This window comes from Haloarcula sp. Atlit-120R, assembly GCF_003665885.1.
In the GTDB taxonomy this organism is placed as follows: domain Archaea; phylum Halobacteriota; class Halobacteria; order Halobacteriales; family Haloarculaceae; genus Haloarcula; species Haloarcula taiwanensis.
Window position 1 is genome coordinate 1 of record NZ_QPLN01000008.1, and the last position, 21,487, is coordinate 21,487.

A 21,487-nucleotide genomic window follows, 5' to 3' on the forward strand; every position below is an offset into this window, starting at 1 on the left:
CCCGTTTGGTATAGTCTGGAGCTGCCCTGTTGTCTTTTCCCGGCAGAAAATATCGCTTCCCTATGTGTTGGCCAAGACGTCTATTGAGAATCTCTCGAATGTGTTCATTGTACGAATAGAGAGATGAGACATAATTATGGACTCTCCGATACACCTCATTTTCCACATCAGTTTTGTCGGCTTCTTTCGAGGTTTTCACCAGCCCTGTGGTCGCGATGTCATCACACATCTCGGCCAAGTCACGGAAATTCCCGTGGACGATGTACGCTGAGGACCGCGCACGGACCAAGTCTCTGTCTGTGATTTCTGACGAGGGTCCATCTGTATGACCCAGTAGTTGGTCAATAGTGTTTGTAGACCCAGAGCCGCTCATTGAAGAAGGATTTAGTCGTCTGCGTGGTGCCGAGGCTCCTCAGAACTCGACCGGGCCATCCGGGTAGATGCTTCCCGATCTTTCTGGAGCTGCTCTTCGGTCTGGCCAGTAATCTCTGCCAGCTCCTCAATCGAAGGGATGTCTTCCAGCACCATTCTATCTATATCCAAATCTGGGACCTACACGAATATAGCTTTCGCCAGCTTGCCACTCTGCGCTATCTCAGCTCAATCTGAGTTACGCTGAATGACGCGCATGCCAGCGATGATGAAGAGCAAACAGGCGCGACAGGAGACTCATCGGCATCCGCTCCGGGGAAGTGCTGGATGAGACAGCGCCGCCCCATTTTACCCTCCTCAATGGATTGAGGGGAAGACTCGTCGAGTGTCCACTACAGCTGGACTCGACTGTTTCCCATCTGATTCGCCATGTCCACACATACACAGTCAGAAGCGAGCCGCGAGCGAGAGAACTCCACGTCGAATTCCCGTTCGGGCGAGGATAACCACCAATCAGTTACTGCATCCATGTCGGTCCTCGACCTCCTGGACCAGGAAGCAACGCACGCGTTTGCAGGGTTGACACCGGCAGACGACGCAGTGTATCCAGACGCTGTTTCACCGGAAACGAGGTGTCTGGATCCGGATCCACAGTCGCTGAAAGACGTTCTCAGCGTCCTCCCTCAAGCGAGTTCGGGTGAACTCTGGGCCACAAACGAGTTCGTCGGTGTCGACGGGACCATCGACATCGAAGCTCTCCGCAACGTCGAGGGTCTGGATATCGATACGCTGGAGACGGCGACCGGTCAGTCACTCTCAGAGATTGCCACGGACGCGTCGTCCGACCCGTTGGTTCGTGTTCGCGATCACCAGGATATCGTCGACGAACGACGCAAAGCGCTGTGCGCACTCGGGTTCGATGTCAAGTTCCGCTGGCAGATCGCCTCTGATCGCTACTCCATCATCAATCCACAAGAGGCGTACCTCCCAATCGTGGGAGCACTCCAGCAACGAGGAGAAACCGGCGCGTTCGGCTGGGCAAGCTACCGCGACTGGGGTGGTCTCCTCAAGATGTTCGTCGTCTGTCCCGGTCTCGAACACACCGTCACGGCAAGTGAAGAACCTGAGATAGAGGAGGATATCGACGGCGTCACCAGCGTCTCTGGGACAACCGAATCAGATCTCGTCGTCTATGGGGGATTCGAGACCGGCTACGATTTCCGGGGGACACAGACGCTGTGGGCGAAACCGATCCTCTACTTCCCCAAGACCGGGACTATCGTCCCCGACACGGGCAAGCGGTACACTCGCCGTCACTACGGTCGGGCCACCGACGCCGACCACGAACGGGCGAACGACAGAGTTCCGATCAACGAGTGGTGGAAGGCGATCTACGACGACATCGCCAACCGCCTGGTGAAGGTCGATCTGGCGATACGTAGAACACGGGCCATCGCCTACGACTTCGGCGAGCTTCCGTTTGATGCGGCTACCTGCTACCGCTACTGGGGCGTCGCCAACAGATATGCCGAGGCCGCTGCTGACCGGGCCACGACGCTGGCGTCTCCATCGTCGCGACCAACCGTTTACAACCTCCAGCTCTCTCTGTTGATCGCACTCCTCGACGAATACGAAGGCTCCTGGGCATCGAATACCCACCAGGAGTACCTCGAGGTCGCTGGCGAACTGCTTCGAAAACCGGCGATGATGATTCAACTGGCGATGAAGGAACACGACCGGCAAATCGACGAACCCGAGGAACGTGTTCTGCCAGCCAGTCAGCAGACGCTCAGCGACGCGCTCGAAGACGTCATCGATATTCCTGGCATCGAGGTAGATACTGAAGCGAATCTCACTGACGGGGCCGCCCAACGACTCCACGACCGGGTTCAGCACCGCCTCGACGACATCGAAGGCTCGTCCTGAGAGCTGGGAATTTACACGAGACTATCGAGAGTAGCTAACACTCAGTAATACAAACCACTAAGAAGACATACGCTTAACCAGAGGAAAGCGATGAAGTACAGTCACCGCTATTTTGCGCTCCCAACACAAGAGATAGCGGAGAGACTGGAAAATCACATCGACATTCATCGCCAAGCGTACAACTACACACGCTATGAGTACACCCACATAGAGGCCGAAAATATTGGATCGGCCTACAAGCATCACGACCGTCTCACCGACTGGAAACACGAATTCCCTGTATTCAGAGAAGTTCATTCGAAGGCGCTTCAACGAACCGTTAAGCGATTCTATCAGAACCTCTCTAACCTCAAATCTAGAAAGGAAAAAGGAATCCAGGTCGGGAAACTCAATTGGAAATCGCCACGGGAGTTCCAGAGTATGACGTATTCGCAGTCCGGCTTCGAACTCAAAAACACGAGTGGCCGAAATGCTACTCTCTGGCTCTCCAAACTCGGAAACATCCAAATTCGATACCACCGTAAAATTCCAGATATGGCGTTGATTAAGGAGGTCACGGTCAAGAAAGAGACAACTGGAGACTGGTTCGTTTCTTTCGGACTTGAGATCGACGATAGTGAGTTTCCAGAGAAACAAGACCTAGACTCCCTCAGCACGAGCAATAGTGTCGGTATCGACCTCGGCATCCTCAACTATATCCACACCTCAGATGGCAAAGCGGTGGGTTGGCTCAACCTCGAGAACGAGTATTCACGACTTCGGCGTGAACAACAGAAACTCTCACGGAAACGAAAAGGCTCGTACAACTACGAGAAACAACGACAGAAGGTCGCGAAAATCAAGCGAAAAATTCGTCGGAAAGTGATTGATTACCAGCACAAACTCACGACATGGCTTGTCCGAGAGTACGACGCTGTGTTCGTCGAAGATCTTGATGTTTCGGGGATGCTTCAGAGCGATGGGAACGCAAAGAACAAGCAAGATGTGGCCTGGCGGCAGTTCATCACCTTACTCGAATACAAGGGAGAATTGTACGGGACGTATATCGTCCAGGTCGAAGCCAGAGGCACGACCAAAGAGTGCGCGTCGTGTAGTGTGGAAACAAAAAAGCCCCTTTGGGTACGCGAGCACTCCTGCCCAGCATGTGGGTTTCAATGTGACCGTGATGCAAACGCTTCATTGAACATCTTACAGAGAGGATTTACCGAACTAGGGCTGGGATGGCCCGAATCAACGCCTGTGGAGACTGCACTCCCTACGGACACTCATTCGGTGTCTGCAAAGCGCGTCGTGGAAACGGGAAGCTTCAAGTGCTGACTTCTTGGGGCCATTCACCAGCCCGAAAGCGGGCGATGGGACTCCGAATTTAAGTTATTGAATAGATGTTCACTCGGTCTCAGAATCTTCGGACTGATCTTCTTCATGAAGTCCTCTCATAGCCTCCTGCATTCTTGGATCAGGAAGAGGACTTAGCCGAGCCCGTATTTCGTCGACTTTGGATTCAATTTCGTACAGCTTCCGATCTGGTAACTGCTCGAAGAAGTGTTCTGCATCCCATTCTTCTCTGAGCATCTGTACGATTGACTCTGCGTATTGACGGTGTTTTTCGTAGTCTGGGTCCCGCTTATCTGGGAAACCGAACACTGCATCGAATTGGATACGTATATCGGCGGATTCGACCTGTGACGGGTTTTGAAGATTGACAGGGTGCCCCGTAGGAGGATGAGGGCCGTAGTTGCTGACAATGAACTTAATTTCGAACTCGAATACCTCCGGTTTCTCAATAAGGATTGTAGAGTCAATTGTGGTGTGAGTGATGGAAATCTCTGTCCCAGAGGGCACTGCGAAGCCGTTGTGGACGAAGTGATCCATAATATTCCGAGGATCGTGTGAGATCTCAGCGAATGGAGTATTTTCTGTAGAGCCGTCGATGTCATCGAGTTCAAGCACATCGATTTCGACGCTGTCGTCGAATTTCCACCTCCTCTTACCAGGGTATGTTTCTACATCGATAAGCCAGGAATCGGAGAACCTGTTGGCGAACTGGAGGAGGAAGCCATATATTGCAACAGTTTTGTGGAGGTTGCCTTTTGTTGGAAGGCTGAGTAAGTGGTCGTGTTCCTCAGAGCTCATATTCTGAAGTATCCTGAAAGACTCTCTCACACCTTCTGGCTGCCGAAGACTCTCTGGGTAGGCGTCTATGTGCTTTTTAGTGTTCACTCTGAACGTGGAGAACCTCTCGGAGATATCAGTGTCTAGGTCTCCTTCAGTGAACAGGATTTGGAGCTCTTGGTCAGAGACCAGCCGGGTTTCGTCTCCTGCTCTGAATCGGTATTCACGTCTTGTTATTTCGGCTCCGGAGCGGTCTACACGGGCGTGTGGTATATCGTCTCCTGGTTCGATCTCCAGTACGAACACTGACCCTTCTGAGACATCACCGCTTTCTGAGCTGTAAAATTGATGGGAAAAGCGGACTGTAGGACTGCAGTCGTCTCGAGAAATTTCTGATATTATCCCGGTAGCTCCTTCTTCTTCGATGTCTGCTCCTTCAGGTTCTCGCGTGCTGTCGTCCACGCCGATAACGAGTTTTCCCCCGTTTCGGTTGGCAAATCCAACAAGGTTTTGTGCTATTTTCTTCCGGTTATTGTGGACTGGGTTGGTCAGTAATTCACCAGATTTGAAATCTAGTTCTGAGCTTTCTGATTGCGACAGTAGTTCTGATAGTTCGTCGTTGTGAACTTCAACCATTGAGGGAGGAAATGTCGCCCAGTATTGAAAAATCTCGCCTGATCGGAAGGGATTCATCGATCTGGAACGTCTGTCATCGGTTACTATGCCAGTGTGTTGGTACTCGGCTTTTCCGGCAGCTCCTTTAGGACCATCACCGCGTGGTCAGGTTCTTTCTGTGACGGTGGGTTCACTGAGGATTCGCCGGACTCCGATGTCACAGACACCCGCACTTTTTCTGGAATGGTAGGTCAGAAAACGCTTCGCCGATTTAGCAGCCGCTAATTAGAGCGATTACGACACCTCTGTCAGTTAGGTAGAAAGTGTTGATAGAGTGGTAACCAGTAAATCCTTGGTGCATGATGTTTTGATTACTGTTTGATGAGTAAGGCCGGATCGAAACTGTCCGCAAAAGAGCGGATCGGCTATGAAGTCTTTTTCTTCACTGCTGTATATGGCCTGTACAACGTATTCTTCTCCCTACCATTGGCCATCAACACCGGTGTCTTCTCGGCCCTCTTTGGGTCGTTGTTTGTCCGGTATCATCTCGTTGTCTCTGATGAAAATCTGGATGAGTCCCGTACTGCACGATGGACTGGGACTGCTATGTTCGTCGTATCTGTGTCGATCGCTTCACATCTCGCATTCGACTCGTTGAAATCGGTGACAACTGGCTTCGGGTCCAATTTAGAGCCGTACCTTGTTCTGGTCGGAGGGGCGGTATCTGCAATGTTCCTGTTCGTGTTGTTCAATCATCCTGCGTTTCGTTATGATGAGCAGCGTCGGGCGACATTCAGGGAGAAGGCTGAGGAGGAGGGTGCGGTTGGTTTAATTGCTCGGATAGGGCTGTTTCTCGAACGTAAGTCAGAAAGCGGTAACTATGAGTTCGACGTTGAGAGTTCGATTGACTTTGAGGAATCAAGGAAGTTGATGAGGAAACAACGAGAGGGTGAGATCACGTCAAGTGAACATGATAAATTGCGTAGGGAAATTAAGGACCGTCGGGATTTCGGGAAGATCATAGTGGTCGGGTTTCACACCGCGATGTCCGTCGCTCTTCTAATAGTCTCAGTAGTTCTGTTTGAAGTATTGACCTCGGTAGAAGCAGTGGAAACACTGGGTATGATCCTTCTCGTGTTCGGGGTGTACTACTCGTTTTCTATGCTCCACACCCGATTCGGGTTGCGTAGGGAGATTTCCCGGGAACTACGGAAGATGCCAATGGAACTGCTGCTGTGCATCCTCGTCACGTTCGGAAGCCTGTCCAACGCTGATTTGATTGGCGGAGGAGGGATTATCATTACTGCCCCGTTCACACTGTACTTGTTGACGAACCGTGGTGGTTGGATCAGCCAGAAAATGGTATTGACCGTTTTGAATTACTTCGGTGATCCCCCTGACAGCGAATACAGCGATGTGATTCAGGAAGTGATGAAAGGAGAAGGATAGCCGGAATAACTGTACTCATCGATTATTATTCCGCTCATTATCCCCTGTATGAGTGTATCTCGGTATTTGACCATAGAACTTTGATTTTGTAGTTCACCTCCAGTTTATCGATGACAAATAGACTGTTAGAGGCTTGTGAGTGGAATACTCGCGTGTCTCGACTCGATTAATAGTATGCCATCAAATCCTCAGACAGACGACTGCAATGACCGTCCGGACAACCAACAAGTTCTCTCTCACCTAGTGCAGCGCCTCCTCAAGCGCGAAGGTGGGACGATCCCGGTCGAACGCGTTACGCTTCGAGTCTGCGATTACGCCGATATCGGTGAGCAAGAGGCCGCTGATCTCCTTGATACCGGAGCAGCGGATGGAACGTTCACGCTCGACCGGGGAGCTGGCGGGAGCACGACAATTATCGGCGTCTCTCCACAGGGGCCAGAACCTCCCGTGATTACGGAAGCATTCGGTGGTCCCGCTGGCACGTCTGGGGGTGACGATTTCGAAGTTCTCGATGTCGTCACGGAGAGTATTGCGACTGCACTCAGAGACACAGGCTACACGACGTTTACCGAGCTAGTCGACGCCGAAGTCGATGATATTGCGAATCTGACTGGCACGCTAACAGAGAGCCGAGCAGAGGCGATTATTCAAGCCGCTCACCGACACGTTCCGGTGGGTGTGTGGCTTTCGCGAGCTGCCGACGCTCGGTACTCCCGACGACTCGATGAAACGGGGAGGCACGGTGTCGCTCGAGTCCTCGACATTACAACTGCCAACGAACCCGTTGGGGAACCACGTTACCGCACAGATGGGTTGTCCCCTGATGCCGTCGACGCACAGTACGTGTCCGATATCGGGCGGAATGCACAGGACCCTGTCCCAACGGGTCTCCACATCCTCGATAACCCTGACCACCCTGACGTACCGAAGGCAGCGACACATCCTGACGCCGGTGATGACGCCCTCCCAGTCGACGCGGCAGGCGACGTCGTCCCGCCAGCAGTTCCGACCGAACCACGGCTTCAACTTCCGCTTGACGAGCTGCTCGCGAAGAAACTCGCTCGTGGGCTGGTTCCAGTTCGGATTGTTGGCCCTCGAGGCTCCGGGAAGAACTATCTGGTCAAGTACCTGTGTCACCGGACGAATCGCGGCTACGTCTCGGTAGACTGTGACGAAACAACCCATACGGAGGACCTCTTCGGACCGCTTACTCCCACTGAGGACGGACTGATCGTACCTCGTAACGGTCCCGCAAAGCAAGCGCTGCTGAACGGATCGGTGCTGGTACTCAACGAGTTCCCTGTGATGCGAGCCGGGGCGGCGATGTCGCTCCATCGTCTGCTCAACGAGGGGAAACTCCTCGTAAAGGCCCACGGCGAATTGGTCGAACCCCATCCGTCGGCGCGGATCGTGATCACGATGAATCCACCGACCCGGGAGTACCGTGATTCTGAGCCGATGAACTCGGCCACTCGTGGCCGGTTCCGAGCGCTGGAACAACCCTACATCCAAGACGTTGACGAGGAGGTCGCGACGCTGGACTCGCAGGTGAATGCCAGTCGCGAAGTCGTGGACCGTGGGACGCTCAGGAAAATTGTTCAGTTCGCTCATCAGACCCGGCAAAACGAGAACTGGCCAACTCTCTCGACTCGGAATCTGACGATTCTCTGTGAGCACATTGAAGACGGTGCTTCACCGAAGGCGGCGGTCAAGAACGAGGTGTGGGCGGTTGCCGAGCCGAATCAGTATCCGGAGGACACCTACGAAACGCTGAACGACTATCTGTGATTATTTCCGAAAACTGAGCCATCGTGGTCGTCGTCTATCGTCAGTCTTGAATGGAATACCAGAGCGCTACTCTGGAGGAACCCACACGTTCTGTAGAATTTCATGAGCCTCAGCCATGACTTGAGCTCGGCGGCGATTATCGGCACCCCTCGCTTCTCGAAGCATGCGCAACACTTGATCTATCTCTTCTTGACTATCTTCTGGAGCTGTACTGATCTTTTCGAGCTCCTCAATAGCGACATGGAAGCACGAATCGCGAAGTGTGAAATCAGGACCAGCGCTTCCCGGTTCATCGTAGCCGGTTGTTCCATCGGCTGGAGCACTGCCTTCTCTGGTCATATCAATGGCCTCTGCGAGATGCTCGTTATTGGTGACGTCTTCTCCCTTTACGTAGTCCATCTACACCACCTGCATTCGTGTTCGGTTGGTAGTAGTGTTAAGCACTCTGGGGATTTACCCCACGGTTTAGACTCTACCCGCTCGTGGGGTAACGCTCTATAGAGAAGTTTATCTCCCGTAAATGAACGAGGAAGCTACGAGCTTCTTGTGTTTCACAATGTTCAACATCACTTCGTCCACCGGGCCTAATGCACAGAGACTCGTCCCTGACGTAGCTGCTCAGGTTCGAACGTCATCTGGACGAACAGAGCGACTTCGTGCATTCATATGTGGGCATCTGCCACCGGGAATCGATGTCGAAGTCGTTCTCACGCCGGCTGTCGAAACCGCTGCGGTCCTTCCCGCCAATCTTGATGCGCTCGTGGCCAGTGACGCAACTGAATTCGAGCGGCAGCAGGCCGCACAATTGCTCGAAAGCGTCGACGCTGAGTTCCTCATCTTAGTGACGACTGACCCAGCATCGATCGACCGAATCCCGGTGAACGATCAGCTGACAGCTGATCACGCCCACCAATTCGGTCTCGCCTTTCACGAACTGCTTCATATTCTCAAGACGGCTATCGGTCCCATTGCAGAACTTCTCGAATCCGAGATCGAGCCCAATCATCACCGACAGGTACACGACCTCATCAATATCATCGAGGACGGTGCCATCGAACAGGAAGCAATCGAGGGAGCAAACTTCAGCGACAACGCCGAGATACGTCTCGAACTCACTCGCCGAATCCACTCGCAAGTCCCCGATGATATCCCGGACGGCGAGCAAGTCCGATTCTCATTCTGGGATGCAGTGACGAGCGCCCTCTACGAGTGGGCAATCTATCCGACGGGTATCACAGAGGTACTCCTCGACGAAGATGATGAGCGTATACTCTTTGCGTCGGAGGCGGATGCGTCGGGATTTGACGCTGTTCAGGAGGCACTCCAGACGTTAGCGAAAGATGCTCTCGCAATCCGGGGCACAGAACCCGACGATGTCACCCACAGCCACGACAAGACGGCATCAGTACGACGAGCACAGTTGGTCGTTGAGACGTGGCAGTCGGCAATCCTGCCCCTCCTAGAGACGCACTCCGAAGCATCAGCACAGTCGCCAGATCAGGACGACTCTGGGGAATCTGATGTAGACTCCGACCCTTCATCGAACTCAGAATCACCCGAAACAGCAGATTCTAACTCTGATTCAGAACAGCCAATCGACGAGGAGGCTGGCGGAGTGCATAACGGGCAGCCGCAACTCGAACGGAGTGCAACCGACGATCCATTCCAAGACGTCCTCAGCCAGCCCTCGATCACGCCAGATTCCCCCGACGCTGGTACGTCAGTACCCGATTCCGACGAGACACTAGGTTCGACCGACAGTGATGAAGACCAACCGTCGCAGACCCCAGAGTCCTCAGACTCTAGAGCGCGGGCACTTGCTCGCTCTATTGAACAACCTGGAACACACCTCGATTCCCCGCAGAGTGGACCGACCTCAACGGAGGAGAACAGGGATGACATTTCTATTAACGGACGTCAGTCGACCATTGGAGACTTCGGCGCTTCTAATAACGACCACGAAGCGGGAGAGACAACCAACTCTCACGAGAGCCTAGAGCAGGATCATGACGGACAAGAGCCACCGATCACGAGTCCCTCACCCGACGAGCAGGTAGACTCAACAGTCGACTCCGGCCCAGCGCACGCTGAGGTACTCGATCGATATCCTGCTGACGAGGCAGACACCTACAGAGGGGCACTCGAAGCGGATCGAGCGGCAGCTCACGACGAAGCAGATCGAGAAGGTATTGACACCGATGCCTTGGAGCGGGAGCTGGAAGATCTTGCCCACCGGCTAGCCCGAGATGGTTCGGACGACCAAACAGCCGGCGGCAACGCAGGAGGACCAGGGCAGCTCGACGAACTGGAGATCGTCCCAATCGCTGACGACCTCGCACCACCAGGCGTGTGGACTGACATCGAAGACGGCGCTGTCCAGGTTGCTGGCACGCTCGAGAAACAGCTCCGTCTCGACCGACAGCGTGGTGTCCGGCGAGGCTTGACCGCCGGCGGATACGATACTACTGCGGGACATCGGCTTCTGATCGGTGACCCCCGGGTCTGCAAGGTCGACACGCCGGGGCGCGAGAAACGATACGCACTGGTGTTGGTTCTCGACCGGTCTGGCTCGATGCGGAACGGCGAGCCTCCGAAGATCGAGGTTGCGACGAAGGCACTAGCGCGGTTCGCCGTCGCCGCCGAAGGGCTGGGGATCGATGTCGCGATAGTCGATTTCATCGACAGCCATGCCCGGCTCGTTAAGCCGTTCTCAGTCGAGACGCGACACATCCAGGCGACGCTACTGAACACGGACTGTGGCGGGGGCACGCCGTTGGCAGACGCGCTCGAACTCGCAAGTCAGCTCGTCGAGGACCATCGCGATGAACCGCTTATCGTGGCCGTCACCGACGGAGAGCCCAGTAGCGTCGACGACGTCATCGAACAAATCCGAGCATCCCCAGCCCCAATCTGTTCTCTCACAATCGCTACTGACACTCAGGCAGGGAATCTATCGACAGATGCCTCAGAACTCGCCACATACTACGAACGGGAAGCGACGATCTACGATGGGGACCAGCTAAACGATCGACTCGATCAGTTCGCCAGCCTTCTCATCGGGTTATAGTTTGGTGAGAAACCAATCGAGTATTTCAATTAACTTCGGTCATGGAAATTTTTGCGCGGGAAAACTGGTCCCAGAGATGCTGGCCGAAATTTGATACCAGTGGAGGATGAGGGTTAGAGTATCGTGGTTACGCAACAGATCTCCGCTGCGGATGTTCGCTCTTGGAATTCTCTCAGTGCTATTGCAGACTCACTCATCGGCCGCGGGCTCGAAAAATGCGAACAATCAGACGACGAGATCGAACTGGTGTTTAAGACTGGATCCTCGGTATTGCTGACGACCGTACCGGAGGGTGAATCACCCGAAGTCGCGTTATCATTAGATCAATTCACAGACCGACACGAGCTCGTGATTGCAGTGGCTCGAGACTGGACGCAATTTGATTTATACGCCCGACATCCAACTGAGACCGGGCTTGGAAAGCCACTAATGGTTCATTTTGGCTTTAATAGAGCAGACATCAAACCAGAGACGAGTGAAGTACGCAGAGTAGTAGAACGTTTGAATCAAATCGATGGTTATGATTCGAGCTCGCTGCCAACTCTCTTTGATGATGAGGCGCTTATTGAAAGGGTTACGACCCGCTATGAGGAGATGGTGAAAACCGTCGTGGAGGCCATTCAAGCAGACCCAGATGTCGATTCTGAAGCTCGGCAGCGATACGCGCAGCGTCTGGTTAATCGATTCTTATACCTCTATCTTCTACAAGAAGCAGAGGTGTTGCCTGACTCATTTTTAGAAAAGCAACAAGGGCAGGCGAGTTTGAAGGGAACACATGCCTACGAGGAAATCTACGCGCCGCTCTTCGCAGGGGAGCCGTCCAATGATGTGGCGAGAGACCTAGATCCGTATCTACAAAGTTTCTTGTTCCAGAAAACGCAGGCCGAAGCAGACAATCGGGTTGCTCCGCCTTCTTCAGAGTCCAATGCCAACGAGTTACTATGGAATATTGTTGGGCTGCTACGAGACTTTGATTGGGAACTTGGCGGGCCGTATGATATTCAGCATACGACAAAAGTGACGCCACGGGTGATAGGGCATGCGCTGGAACGTTATATTAATAAGCAGCATACAGCGGCGTATCATACACCAGACCAGCTTCAGGATTCTCTGGTCACACGAACGATAAGGAAATCGCTACTACATGACCTAAATGAAGAGTTTGATGCTGACTTTGAGTCACTAAGCGCGGTGTTTGGGACAGACACAAGTACATCCTCAGGGGAGCCAAGGTTAGACGCAATAGATTGTCTTTGGAACGAGGTGCTCCCAAATTTTCGGGTGGTCGATCCTGCGGTTGGGAGCGGCTCGTTCATAAGTAAGGCGCAAGAATTTCTTGCAGACATTTACACAGAGTGCCTAGAGCATCTAAATACTGATCAGAGAAATCTGCTTGAAAATACGCCATTAATGGAGCGTTCAGATTCGGATAGTTCCCAGACCCGGCTTCTAGCAGCACAACACAATTTGTACGGAGTAGATCTGAATCCAGAAGCGATCGAGTTGACACGGTTTCGCCTTCTCCTTTCGGCGTTCAAGAATCCACGTGGCGGCCGAATTGAGATGCTGCAAGCACTCGAATATCATACGGAACGTAATTTCTTCACCGGCAACAGTCTGATCGGGATCAGTCAACGACCCCATCCGAATACTGTCAAGGGTCAACAATCACTCGAAGATTTCGAACAGATTACCAATAATTATCGGAATCTGATTCAGGAATATCGCCAATCGTCACGAGACGATATTTCAGATTTGAAGGAAAATATTTTTGAACAGACTGAATTACTGAGTCGCCAACTCACATTGACTCAGTTTGAAGGGTTAGAGAGTCTTGAAGGAAGAGTCACAGCGGACTCTCAAGTTGAGCATACCATTAGTGAACTTTCACCATTTCATTGGATAGTTGAATTCCCCAATATCATGCTTGATGGTGGGTTTGATGCCGTCATCACCAATCCGCCTTGGAACACTCTGAAAGGCCAGAAACGAAAATCGTCATCGAAGAGTGGCCCCAGCGAACGTCGAGCTAACTACGAAGAACATGAATCATCGAACAGTGAGCTTTTCGAAATTCAGTGTGCGTACCTAACTGAGCACTATCAGACCGCAGCTCACGCAGATCCAAATCTGAGCGAACTGTTCGTCGAACGTGCAATGGAGATTGCTGCTCCACAGGCGATGGTCTCTATTTTAGCGCCAGGGGTCCTGTTCCAAGGGTCTAAGCATGAAATACTCCGGCGAAAAATACTGGAAGAGACCAGTCTCCATCGGATTCTGGGCTTCGAAAATCATGGAATCTTCGAAGATTTTGACCGTCGATACGAGTTTGGTATCCTCGAATTCCAAAATACTGGGCCAACAAATGAGCTACACGCTCAGTTCCGCCAAACATCACTGGATGCACTTAGCAGGACCGACACGGAGCTTCCAGTTCTTACCCGAGGTCTTCTCGATTCGTATTCACGCTCTATTCTTGCCTTCCCTCCCGTTGAAAATGAAGACGATGTAAGAGCGCTTGAGACGCTTGTAGACCACAATCATTTGGATGATAAAGAGGGCTGGCAGATCGCGCCCACGCGAGGCATCCATCAAACGCGCCAAGCAAATACCCTCTTTGATGAGCCAGGCGACTACCCAATCTACCGTGGCCGAAATATCTACCAGTACACGCATGACTCCACCTATTATGATGTTGCTCCGCCGAGCTACTGGGGCCTTGATGAATCTTCCGGCGACCAAAGTGCCAAACACGTCATCCGGGAGCGTGAACTGCGGAATCTAACAGGAAACCGCCCAATTGAAATTGATGACCATGGCCTACACTTCGAGAACGGTGAAACAATACAGCGTTCTGAAGTTCCGATGCCTTATGATGAGTACCGAATTGCATACCGTGACATCGCTGGACCATCTAACGAACGCGCCGTTATTGCAACTGTCATTCCTCCGGATGTCCTCACTGTAAACACAATTCACACGATACATCCATTCAGATGGAAAACTACCGATCCAGCAAACACCACACATACACCGGATAATCTCTTCGAACAGCGCTACACCCCTCAAGAGATATTTTGCCTTCTTGGCATCCTCAATAGCACGCCATTCGACTATTTGATGCGATCGAAAATCAAGACACATCTATCAGACTATTTAGTAAAAGAATCACAGGCACCCCATCTCTCGCCAGTCAGTGACCTAGGTGAAACTATATGGACGCTCGCAGCGCGACTAACCTGTTACGGAGACTGCTTTAATCCACTTCAAAAAGAATTGAACGTCGACCCGATTCGAGACGTCGAAAAACGGGCGGCAGCTCAAGCAGAGATAGATGCAGCGGTGTTTCTTGCATACGGGTTCGAAGATCGAGACGTTGTCTGGTCCATACTCGATTCTCTTCCTAGAGTTCGCTCTCCCCGAGTTCTCGATGAATCGTATTTTGAGCGTGTCGTCCGTGTATTCAGCCAGCAGCGGGGTGAATTCTAATGGCAGACGACGAGCCGGGGTTATCAGAATATGTGACACGTGCAATTGAGTTACTACCATCAGACGACGAACCAGTAGTTAGTACGGGGACCGACGAATACGCCCTCCTTGTTCGACGAATCTGTGCACAAAAACAGTCCAACGGAAAGCCGACCGATCTCAAGGAAGGTCATATTGCTGGTCTTGTCGATCAAGCCCTTAGCCGCGCGCAAGGAGAGTCAGATGTCTTCACTGCTTTCGAGCGGGAGTTTGGTAAATTATCGAACGCTGGTGAGGAATCTCTATATAAAATATATTTCCCACTTAACATGCGGAGTGGGCGAAATGAGTCACCACCAGCGACAATCGAAGCAAACGAAACCACTATTCGAAAAATTGAGTCTGACGACTGGGAGAGCGTTATTGAAGACGCCCAAACGGCGGTAACCCAGCAAGCGGCCACCAAGGATGTTCCAGATCTTCTGCAAAATGGTACAGAGACACAGCTATCTCAACGTGAGCATACGTTCTATCTCTTCGAGATAGAGTCGCGAGAGTCGACAGTGGCTTACTCATCACTCCAAGCAGATCTTGATATTATACTCGGGAAACTCAATTTCACAGCCTTTGATTGGGTGCTAGAGGAAACTTCGATGGATGGATTACGATCCGCTGATCGCACCCGTCAAAATGTCATCAATCGGCCAAAAATATTTTTGATTTGTCAGGATGGAGAGTATGACTCATTTAGAACACCGAATAGAGAGCTAGAGAGAACTGGCTTCCGCCTTCCACGAGGTTTCAAAACCGATTTTGAACGAATTCGTCGGTTTCCACTAGCCGGTGATACTGGTCCCTGTAATAAAGAACTGAGTCGCGGGTTTCGAGCACTTCATGCTGGTCTGACAGCAGCTCACAATGAGAGTGCGTTCCTCTACTTTTGGCGTGGTCTTGAAGAGATTACATTCCACGACCGAAGTGACAGTTCAAAAAACGCTCTTGAACGGTGTCTCCCACTCGTACATGATTATCTCCCCATTGCAATCTTGCAATATGTCATCGAGGACTTAGCTAGGAAGCGAAACGATATCGTGCATAGCGGGATTGAGTCGCCTGTTTATGAGCGAGATGTACTTCTACTTCGGCAAATGTTGTATCGATCCCTTGATGAACTCCTTGACCTCCAAAAGGAATATACCAGACCTGAGATACGTGGAGTACTGAATCACGGTCTCGATAATGGCGATAGCTTACAACAAAGCCGAGAAGATTATCAAGAGAATATCGATCAATCGAAAGGATCACTGGAGGAACTAAATGGTGCCCAGCGGTGGCGTAAGGACCGAGCGTCGTTCACTGATGTTGAACAATTGAAACAGTTCTAACCGGAACATCTTATGCCATTGTTTAGCCTCTGATATGAGTTCTCTCTAGTTACAGTTGCACGCTAAGGTCCTTGCGAGATCCATCATACCCGACTGCTAAAATGAGGGGACTACTATACAGGCGGAAGGTTATGCCATGCGTTATGAAATTCCTCAAGCCTATCGTTGATATCCTTCATATCCTGTCTATCGTTATCTTCGGGATTATCTAATATCCGCACAAGTCGTTGGTTGTCGACCCTCTCTGGGTCGTTGAACGCAGTTTGATTCCTAGGGGGCAGCGAATTGATGTCGTCTGAAAATACGAAATACTCCGCCTCTGAGTAGTCATCTAGAAGAGTGACGCAGACGAGGTGATCAAGTTTCTCTGGCTTGATTCGATCAAACCTGTATACTCCACCGAAGTCAGAGTCCCAAGTGGCTGCCTTTACTTCAACTCTATCTCCGCTCTTGAGGAGAATATCTACGTCATACTGGCCGGATTGCAAGGTTGGTGAATACCCCTGCTGAAGAAGTTGATCCATTACCAGCCATTCTCCAATAGTCGATGTAAACTCGGTTCTGGGGACCTTTATTGAATTTCTTTCTAGAAACGTGATTACACTCCGGAGTCGCTGGACTGCTTCCGCGTATTCACTCATAATATCGTCCTGAGCCTCATAATATATTAAATTGAACTGGAAAGTTGTACTGCAGTGCTGGTTGGTATCTAAAAATTACGATCACTGTCGGTAGAAGTACCGCACAGTTGCGTATCCCGCAACTACTGAAGCTATTTCCTGTCCGCTAACGTCCCTTCCTTCGATTATCGCTATGCCAGTCCTCGATAGTCGGTCTCAAGATGACGAATCTCGTCCGCCCTCCTCTCATCAGATAGGCAGTTGGCGTCGGCGTCGAGTTCTCTCGGCTGGCACAGTCACTGTACTATCGGCTCTCTCCGGCTGTCTCAATTTCATCAACCCGTCTGAGCAGGATCCATCCACTGACCGAGAGACGGGTGCGTCCTCGAATCAAGAGCTAGGGAGAGACGAGACAGCTAGCTCAGGAGATGATGGGGGAAGACCTCAGTCCGAGTCGGAGAGCGGTGATGCATCTGGTTCACCGGACACAACTCTTGGGGGTGACCTTGTTGATGGGCCCGTCGATAGTCCGGCAACGAATGAGCATCCCTGGATAGACAATCCCGAGGATGATCTCCGGTTGGCCGACGTCACTGTACACATGGGCTCGGAGTTGATTCGTGATTACCTCCAGGTCGAGGACGACGTATTAGCACTGACAGTAGCTGGCGATCAATTCACTGTCGAAGGAAATGCCCATCTCGAGTGGGAGTGCGATTCATTCGGCCTGAAACACGTCTTCGTGAACGGCCGGGTGGGAGAGATCTATCTCGAACCCGTCGCGAACGATGCTTGCCGCACGAATGAGAACAAAGCTGGACGAGGTCCGTGGCTCGCACCGTTCTCAGTCACAGGCGGCTTCGACGGTGGACGTCCTGACGCGCTGGAGGTCCATCTCGAGGGACAATTCATACGAGGCGATGGACCTCGTGGTGGTGCCTATACCCGCCAGGAATTCTGATTCGACTGGAGACCAAATGACCGGATCAAGGCTCGGATCTGCGCTGGTTTATCGATCCAAACAGAGTGGAGGAGTCGGACAGGATCTGGCTTCTCCACAAAGTCATGGCAACCGAAGAAGAAACTCAGAACGAATCAGTTCGAGCGGACAGGCGGTCGACACTGAAGCGAACAGTCTCTCGGCAGGCAGTGTTCGGTAACGGTGGAATCGCCGTCGACGAGAGCCCGGTCGAATCAACCCTCTCAGATCACGGAATCGAACTCGCACCGTCTCGACCAAGTCGTATCGATATACCTCGCTGCCGAGGCTTCGTCGATGAGAGACCAATTGAGAGCAGTAGCGACGTCACCGAGGGTAATCAGGCGGCTCTTTTCGCAGCGACAAGCCGTGATCAGCGTACGCTAGACGGACGCCTAGCCGCCATGCAACCGCTTTTCGGCTCGTCCACTACGGACGGTGAAGGAGAATAGCCTGTATGAGGCCGTCGCTCATTCTCTTACTACGCGCTACCGAGGTTACCCCACGAAGTCACCAGAATGCAATTCGTGGGGTAACCCGTTGCGGAGGAGTTCCTTTCCGGACCAGTCGGTGTCACTACCTCCACGAGAGAGGCCAATGAGACAGCTGGCACCCACGCAGATCGCGGAAGCGTTACCTCCAGAGAAACTTCTGGAGACCAACCAGCAAAGGCTGATACGAGGTGGAATCGCTTGCATGCACGATATCCCAACTGTCCAGCAGTACGTGGCTTACGAGAATCAGCATGGAAGACGACGCTGGGTTCTCAGAATGCTCGCAAAGCGAGCAGCGGCGCTACGTGAGTTGGAAATAGAGTCAGAGACTGAAGACTGAGACTGTGGGCAGACTGATATTCGTCCCCGACGAATCTGAGTCATACAACGGAGGATTTCGATGGCAACTCAACCAGGAACTGGCAGTGGTCGCGACTTCGTCACAATCTTCAAGACCGGCTCAGTCGATCGAGGCGAGTATCCCGAACTCGCAGATCTACTGCTCGAGGGGCGGACTCAGCTTTCCGCGGAAACGAGCTACCTGATGAAATTCGGAGACGAGTCACACCGCAGTCTCACACCTTTCGACGTTGCCTCGCTCCACGACGTTCCAGCCTACCCGTTACCACAGACTGCACTGGATTCCCTGCCTGCTCACGTTCGAGCAGAACTCGAACAGAACGGTGCCATCCAGATGGTCGCCTCATACGACCCTGAGAACCACCGGTTCGAAGAAGTCGATCTCGCTTGGGACGACCAGGACTTCCTCGAACGAGTCACGGAACTGATCGCCGGGGAACTCTCGCTTCACGAGGCTGTCGACTGGGTCGTTGTCGAGGAAGCAGAGCGGTACACTGTCGCCCAGTGGGCCGAAATCCGAGATGTGACCGGAGATGCAGTTCGGTCGAATATCAACGCTGCTCGTGAGAAGTTGCTCGCTGAGCCCAAGTAGCCTCAGAACCCAGGTATTGGGCAGTCAACATGCAGTCCCGGGTTCGGTGTTAGGCTTCGTTTCTAACGTTTCTAATCTCATAACGGATTGGCCACCCCCAGCGTTTCTAACGTTATTAATACTGCTACCGTTGCTGCTGTTGTCGATATCCCAGCTCTGAATTTTATCTCTCTGAAGAGCGTGGAGGAGCGAACGGTCGCACTCGTTCTTCCACTCCTCTCCACATGGCAGTCACAGACTCATCCTCAATCCAAGAAGACGAACAGGGGCCGATAGTTGATGGCCGTGATCGGCGGGCTCGCGAAGAGAACATGGACGTAGCACTGCTTCGCCAGGGTGGCCTCTATGAGGTCCAATCCGAATCAGGCGCGAGCTACGAGGTAGACCTTCTGGACAGACAATGCAACTGTCCCGATGGTGAAAACCCGTCTTCTCCGAGCCCCTGCAAGCACGTCAGGCGAGTCGAGTTAGAATTAGAGGCCGGTCATATTCCGCGTCCAGATGGACGCCTACCACAGCGAAGTGATGTTGGACGGCCTGAACCCGTATCCAGGGGCTCCGAGGTGCGATTCAAATCACATCTCCTCTCGAAAATCCAGCGCAGAGAGGAGGAACTCGCTCATCTGGATGCAGAGGTACAGGCTCTCCAGTTCGTGTACGATGTCATCGAAGAGCTCTCAGAGGGAGATGACTTCGATCTCAAAGACGCGTTGTCCGAGGAATACGGACCAGCGAGTCAACTGTAGCCTCTTACTCGGAGATCTCCTCGTCGTCCAGTTCTTCGTTGGCGAGTTCAGTGAATTCCGCTAAAGTTACTCAGACTCAGGTTTGAACCGTCTACGGGCCCAAGGGTTAAAACTGAGTATTTCCAACATATGTGTATGGAAGACGTTCCAGTATCAAGCTTGGAACAAAATACTAACCGGGTGCAATTAATAGAAGCAGATCCCGATATCCAAGCATATGGACACGTAACTCCGGATCTATTGGAACGTCGTCTGAAGGCACACGCTCTTCTTGGGGATACCGTATTAATCGGAGGGACCCACGCGCTAAAATCTGACTTGACTTACAAGGTCCTACAACGAAACAAGCCTCTACTAGAAAAAGGAGTAGTCGTACCTACAACAAGTGCATCTCACGACGGCTGGGAGGATATGATTGACCGGAAACTCCGAAAACCACGTCAATACGGACCCATGTGGACTTCGAACAGAGAATACAAAACTGACGAAGATTCTCTATACAACCGAGTTAGTGCGCTCAAAGGGAGTAAAAAGCGCATTATTCGAGATATCAAATCGATGCGTGACATCTACAGTGGCGATCTTGAAACCGAACTCGCTGACCCTAAGTCAACACTATATGCAGAAATCTCGAAACATACAAATCCACGTGAGTTGCGAAAGGCCATTCAGGAGACTAATCACTCCTCGCGGAAGTTCGTCGCCGAACGAGCTCCTGGACCAGTACGGGACTTATTGAAGTATCAGTCTGATATAAGCTATCATCTTACCGGGGCTGCAGGACACCGAGCAGTAGCCACATTTCACCCTTGGGATTTCAACCTCCGGGGGTCTCACTTTGACAAACTGGTTAGGGTCCGTGAACAAGACGATGAACGGTTCCATGAAGTCGTCGAGTGGAGTGGCAACTCCCAAGATAGAAACACTGAATCAACGACCGTTCTTCGTCCTAGGTACACAGAGAACTGGGACCTTCTGGGTTTGAAAACCTTCTTTGAGATCTCAAGCGATATCGACAGGGCTGTGGCTAATCTACCCCCAGAAACAGTCTTGGAACTTCGAGAAAAGCGAGTGACCCGTGACCTTCGCAGAAAATTGTGCGAAGTAATCACGACTCTTGGAAGCACTGAAACCGGGCGCAGCAGTACTCATGGCCTCTGGGAGACAGAAGAGGAGTTCCGAATCGAGCTACAAAATGCACTTGAAGAAGAACACGGCACTGAACAGGATAGATTTCGTCGTGCGCGGAGCATTTTCTCAACTGATCTACGTTCTATGGGAGGGATAGCGAACGCTGCCTCAGCGCTTGCTGTCTGTGAAGCAGCAGAAGCCCTAATCGGGAGCGGAGATGTTTCAACAGTCGCGGGCACTCTTGGCGCAATCTTCATGCAAAACAAATTGGCCAGCACGGTTTTCCCTGAGTTGGTAGAAACTGATTTCCATGACTTCGAAAGAGAATATCGCCACGCAGTATCGGAGTGAGACGAACCTCTGATAACCTATGAAGACAATAT

At 52.1% G+C, this 21,487-nt stretch carries 15 protein-coding genes; 11 read left to right on the forward strand and 4 right to left on the reverse strand.

Going from position 1 to position 21,487, the window contains the following annotated elements; translation table 11 throughout:
- Window positions 1-384 precede the first annotated feature (384 nt).
- The gene (locus DVK01_RS21925) at window positions 385-543 is read right to left on the reverse strand and encodes a hypothetical protein (protein WP_158598782.1); all 159 of its coding nucleotides are present in this window, start codon (window positions 541-543) and stop codon (window positions 385-387) included.
- A gap of 357 nt (window positions 544-900) precedes the next feature.
- Between DVK01_RS21925 and DVK01_RS19205 the strand changes: the two genes are divergently transcribed.
- Both DVK01_RS19205 and DVK01_RS19210 read left to right on the forward strand, forming a co-directional pair.
- Complete coding sequence (locus tag DVK01_RS19205) at window positions 901-2,298, forward strand: hypothetical protein (protein ID WP_121538295.1); 1,398 nt, start codon at window positions 901-903, stop codon at window positions 2,296-2,298.
- 90 nt (window positions 2,299-2,388) lie between these two features.
- The gene (locus DVK01_RS19210) at window positions 2,389-3,615 is read left to right on the forward strand and encodes an RNA-guided endonuclease TnpB family protein (protein ID WP_121538297.1); all 1,227 of its coding nucleotides are present in this window, start codon (window positions 2,389-2,391) and stop codon (window positions 3,613-3,615) included.
- A 69-nt stretch (window positions 3,616-3,684) separates the two neighbouring features.
- Here DVK01_RS19210 and DVK01_RS19215 read toward each other — a convergent pair whose 3' ends face one another.
- Window positions 3,685-5,046: a helix-turn-helix domain-containing protein gene (locus DVK01_RS19215; protein WP_158598783.1), complete on the reverse strand. Its 1,362-nt coding sequence runs from the start codon at window positions 5,044-5,046 to the stop codon at window positions 3,685-3,687.
- Between the two features lie 360 nt (window positions 5,047-5,406).
- Here DVK01_RS19215 and DVK01_RS19220 point away from each other — a divergent pair, with 360 nt between their 5' ends.
- Window positions 5,407-6,474: a hypothetical protein gene (locus DVK01_RS19220; RefSeq protein ID WP_121538301.1), complete on the forward strand. Its 1,068-nt coding sequence runs from the start codon at window positions 5,407-5,409 to the stop codon at window positions 6,472-6,474.
- A 174-nt stretch (window positions 6,475-6,648) separates the two neighbouring features.
- Window positions 6,649-8,262 (forward strand): AAA family ATPase, encoded by a 1,614-nt coding sequence (locus DVK01_RS19225; RefSeq protein ID WP_121538303.1) that lies wholly within the window; start codon window positions 6,649-6,651, stop codon window positions 8,260-8,262.
- Between the two features lie 66 nt (window positions 8,263-8,328).
- Here the strand turns inward: DVK01_RS19225 and DVK01_RS21690 are convergent, their stop codons facing one another.
- Window positions 8,329-8,661: a hypothetical protein gene (locus DVK01_RS21690; RefSeq protein WP_147435192.1), complete on the reverse strand. Its 333-nt coding sequence runs from the start codon at window positions 8,659-8,661 to the stop codon at window positions 8,329-8,331.
- A gap of 361 nt (window positions 8,662-9,022) precedes the next feature.
- Here DVK01_RS21690 and DVK01_RS19235 point away from each other — a divergent pair, with 361 nt between their 5' ends.
- The 3 genes from DVK01_RS19235 (at window position 9,023) to DVK01_RS21700 (ending at window position 16,182) form a co-directional block, all read left to right on the forward strand.
- Complete coding sequence (locus DVK01_RS19235) at window positions 9,023-11,329, forward strand: VWA domain-containing protein (protein WP_158598784.1); 2,307 nt, start codon at window positions 9,023-9,025, stop codon at window positions 11,327-11,329.
- Window positions 11,330-11,452: 123 nt separating this feature from the next.
- A complete protein-coding gene (locus DVK01_RS21695) occupies window positions 11,453-14,818 on the forward strand; it encodes an Eco57I restriction-modification methylase domain-containing protein (RefSeq protein WP_147435193.1) in 3,366 nt (1,121 codons plus the stop codon).
- Window positions 14,818-16,182, forward strand: a complete 1,365-nt coding sequence (locus DVK01_RS21700) for a hypothetical protein (RefSeq protein ID WP_147435194.1) — start codon at window positions 14,818-14,820, stop codon at window positions 16,180-16,182. The genes DVK01_RS21695 and DVK01_RS21700 overlap by 1 nt, the downstream gene beginning before the upstream one ends.
- A 113-nt stretch (window positions 16,183-16,295) precedes the next feature.
- On the opposite strand, the gene DVK01_RS19255 is transcribed toward DVK01_RS21700, so the two are convergent.
- Window positions 16,296-16,823 (reverse strand): hypothetical protein, encoded by a 528-nt coding sequence (locus DVK01_RS19255; RefSeq protein WP_147435195.1) that lies wholly within the window; start codon window positions 16,821-16,823, stop codon window positions 16,296-16,298.
- A 580-nt stretch (window positions 16,824-17,403) separates the two neighbouring features.
- Between DVK01_RS19255 and DVK01_RS19260 the strand changes: the two genes are divergently transcribed.
- The 4 genes from DVK01_RS19260 to DVK01_RS21705 all read left to right on the forward strand — a co-directional run bounded on the left by DVK01_RS19260 (window position 17,404) and on the right by DVK01_RS21705 (window position 21,455).
- Window positions 17,404-17,763 (forward strand): hypothetical protein, encoded by a 360-nt coding sequence (locus DVK01_RS19260; RefSeq protein WP_121538315.1) that lies wholly within the window; start codon window positions 17,404-17,406, stop codon window positions 17,761-17,763.
- Window positions 17,764-18,675: 912 nt separating this feature from the next.
- Entirely contained in the window at window positions 18,676-19,227 is a 552-nt protein-coding gene (locus tag DVK01_RS19270) for a hypothetical protein (RefSeq protein WP_121538319.1), read from the forward strand.
- Window positions 19,228-19,790: 563 nt separating this feature from the next.
- A complete protein-coding gene (locus DVK01_RS19275; protein WP_121538321.1) occupies window positions 19,791-19,973 on the forward strand; it encodes a hypothetical protein in 183 nt (60 codons plus the stop codon).
- Between the two features lie 135 nt (window positions 19,974-20,108).
- Window positions 20,109-21,455 carry a hypothetical protein gene (locus DVK01_RS21705; RefSeq protein ID WP_147435196.1) on the forward strand — a complete coding sequence of 449 codons (1,347 nt, stop codon included), beginning with the start codon at window positions 20,109-20,111 and terminating at the stop codon, window positions 21,453-21,455.
- The last annotated feature ends 32 nt before the right edge of the window (window positions 21,456-21,487 follow it).

Bases quoted from the DNA above. Each gene is read 5' to 3' on its own strand.
- DVK01_RS19225 (WP_121538303.1), top strand. From the start codon at position 6,649: ATGCCATCAAATCCTCAGACAGACGACTGCAATGACCGTCCGGACAAC.
- DVK01_RS19215 (WP_158598783.1), bottom strand. From the start codon at position 5,046: ATGGTTGAAGTTCACAACGACGAACTATCAGAACTACTGTCGCAATCA.
- DVK01_RS19255 (WP_147435195.1), bottom strand. From the start codon at position 16,823: ATGAGTGAATACGCGGAAGCAGTCCAGCGACTCCGGAGTGTAATCACG.
- DVK01_RS19220 (WP_121538301.1), top strand. From the start codon at position 5,407: ATGAGTAAGGCCGGATCGAAACTGTCCGCAAAAGAGCGGATCGGCTAT.
- DVK01_RS21705 (WP_147435196.1), top strand. From the start codon at position 20,109: ATGGAAGACGTTCCAGTATCAAGCTTGGAACAAAATACTAACCGGGTG.
- DVK01_RS21690 (WP_147435192.1), bottom strand. From the start codon at position 8,661: ATGGACTACGTAAAGGGAGAAGACGTCACCAATAACGAGCATCTCGCA.
- DVK01_RS19205 (WP_121538295.1), top strand. From the start codon at position 901: ATGTCGGTCCTCGACCTCCTGGACCAGGAAGCAACGCACGCGTTTGCA.
- DVK01_RS19270 (WP_121538319.1), top strand. From the start codon at position 18,676: ATGGCAACTCAACCAGGAACTGGCAGTGGTCGCGACTTCGTCACAATC.
- DVK01_RS21700 (WP_147435194.1), top strand. From the start codon at position 14,818: ATGGCAGACGACGAGCCGGGGTTATCAGAATATGTGACACGTGCAATT.
- DVK01_RS19260 (WP_121538315.1), top strand. From the start codon at position 17,404: ATGGGCTCGGAGTTGATTCGTGATTACCTCCAGGTCGAGGACGACGTA.
- DVK01_RS19210 (WP_121538297.1), top strand. From the start codon at position 2,389: ATGAAGTACAGTCACCGCTATTTTGCGCTCCCAACACAAGAGATAGCG.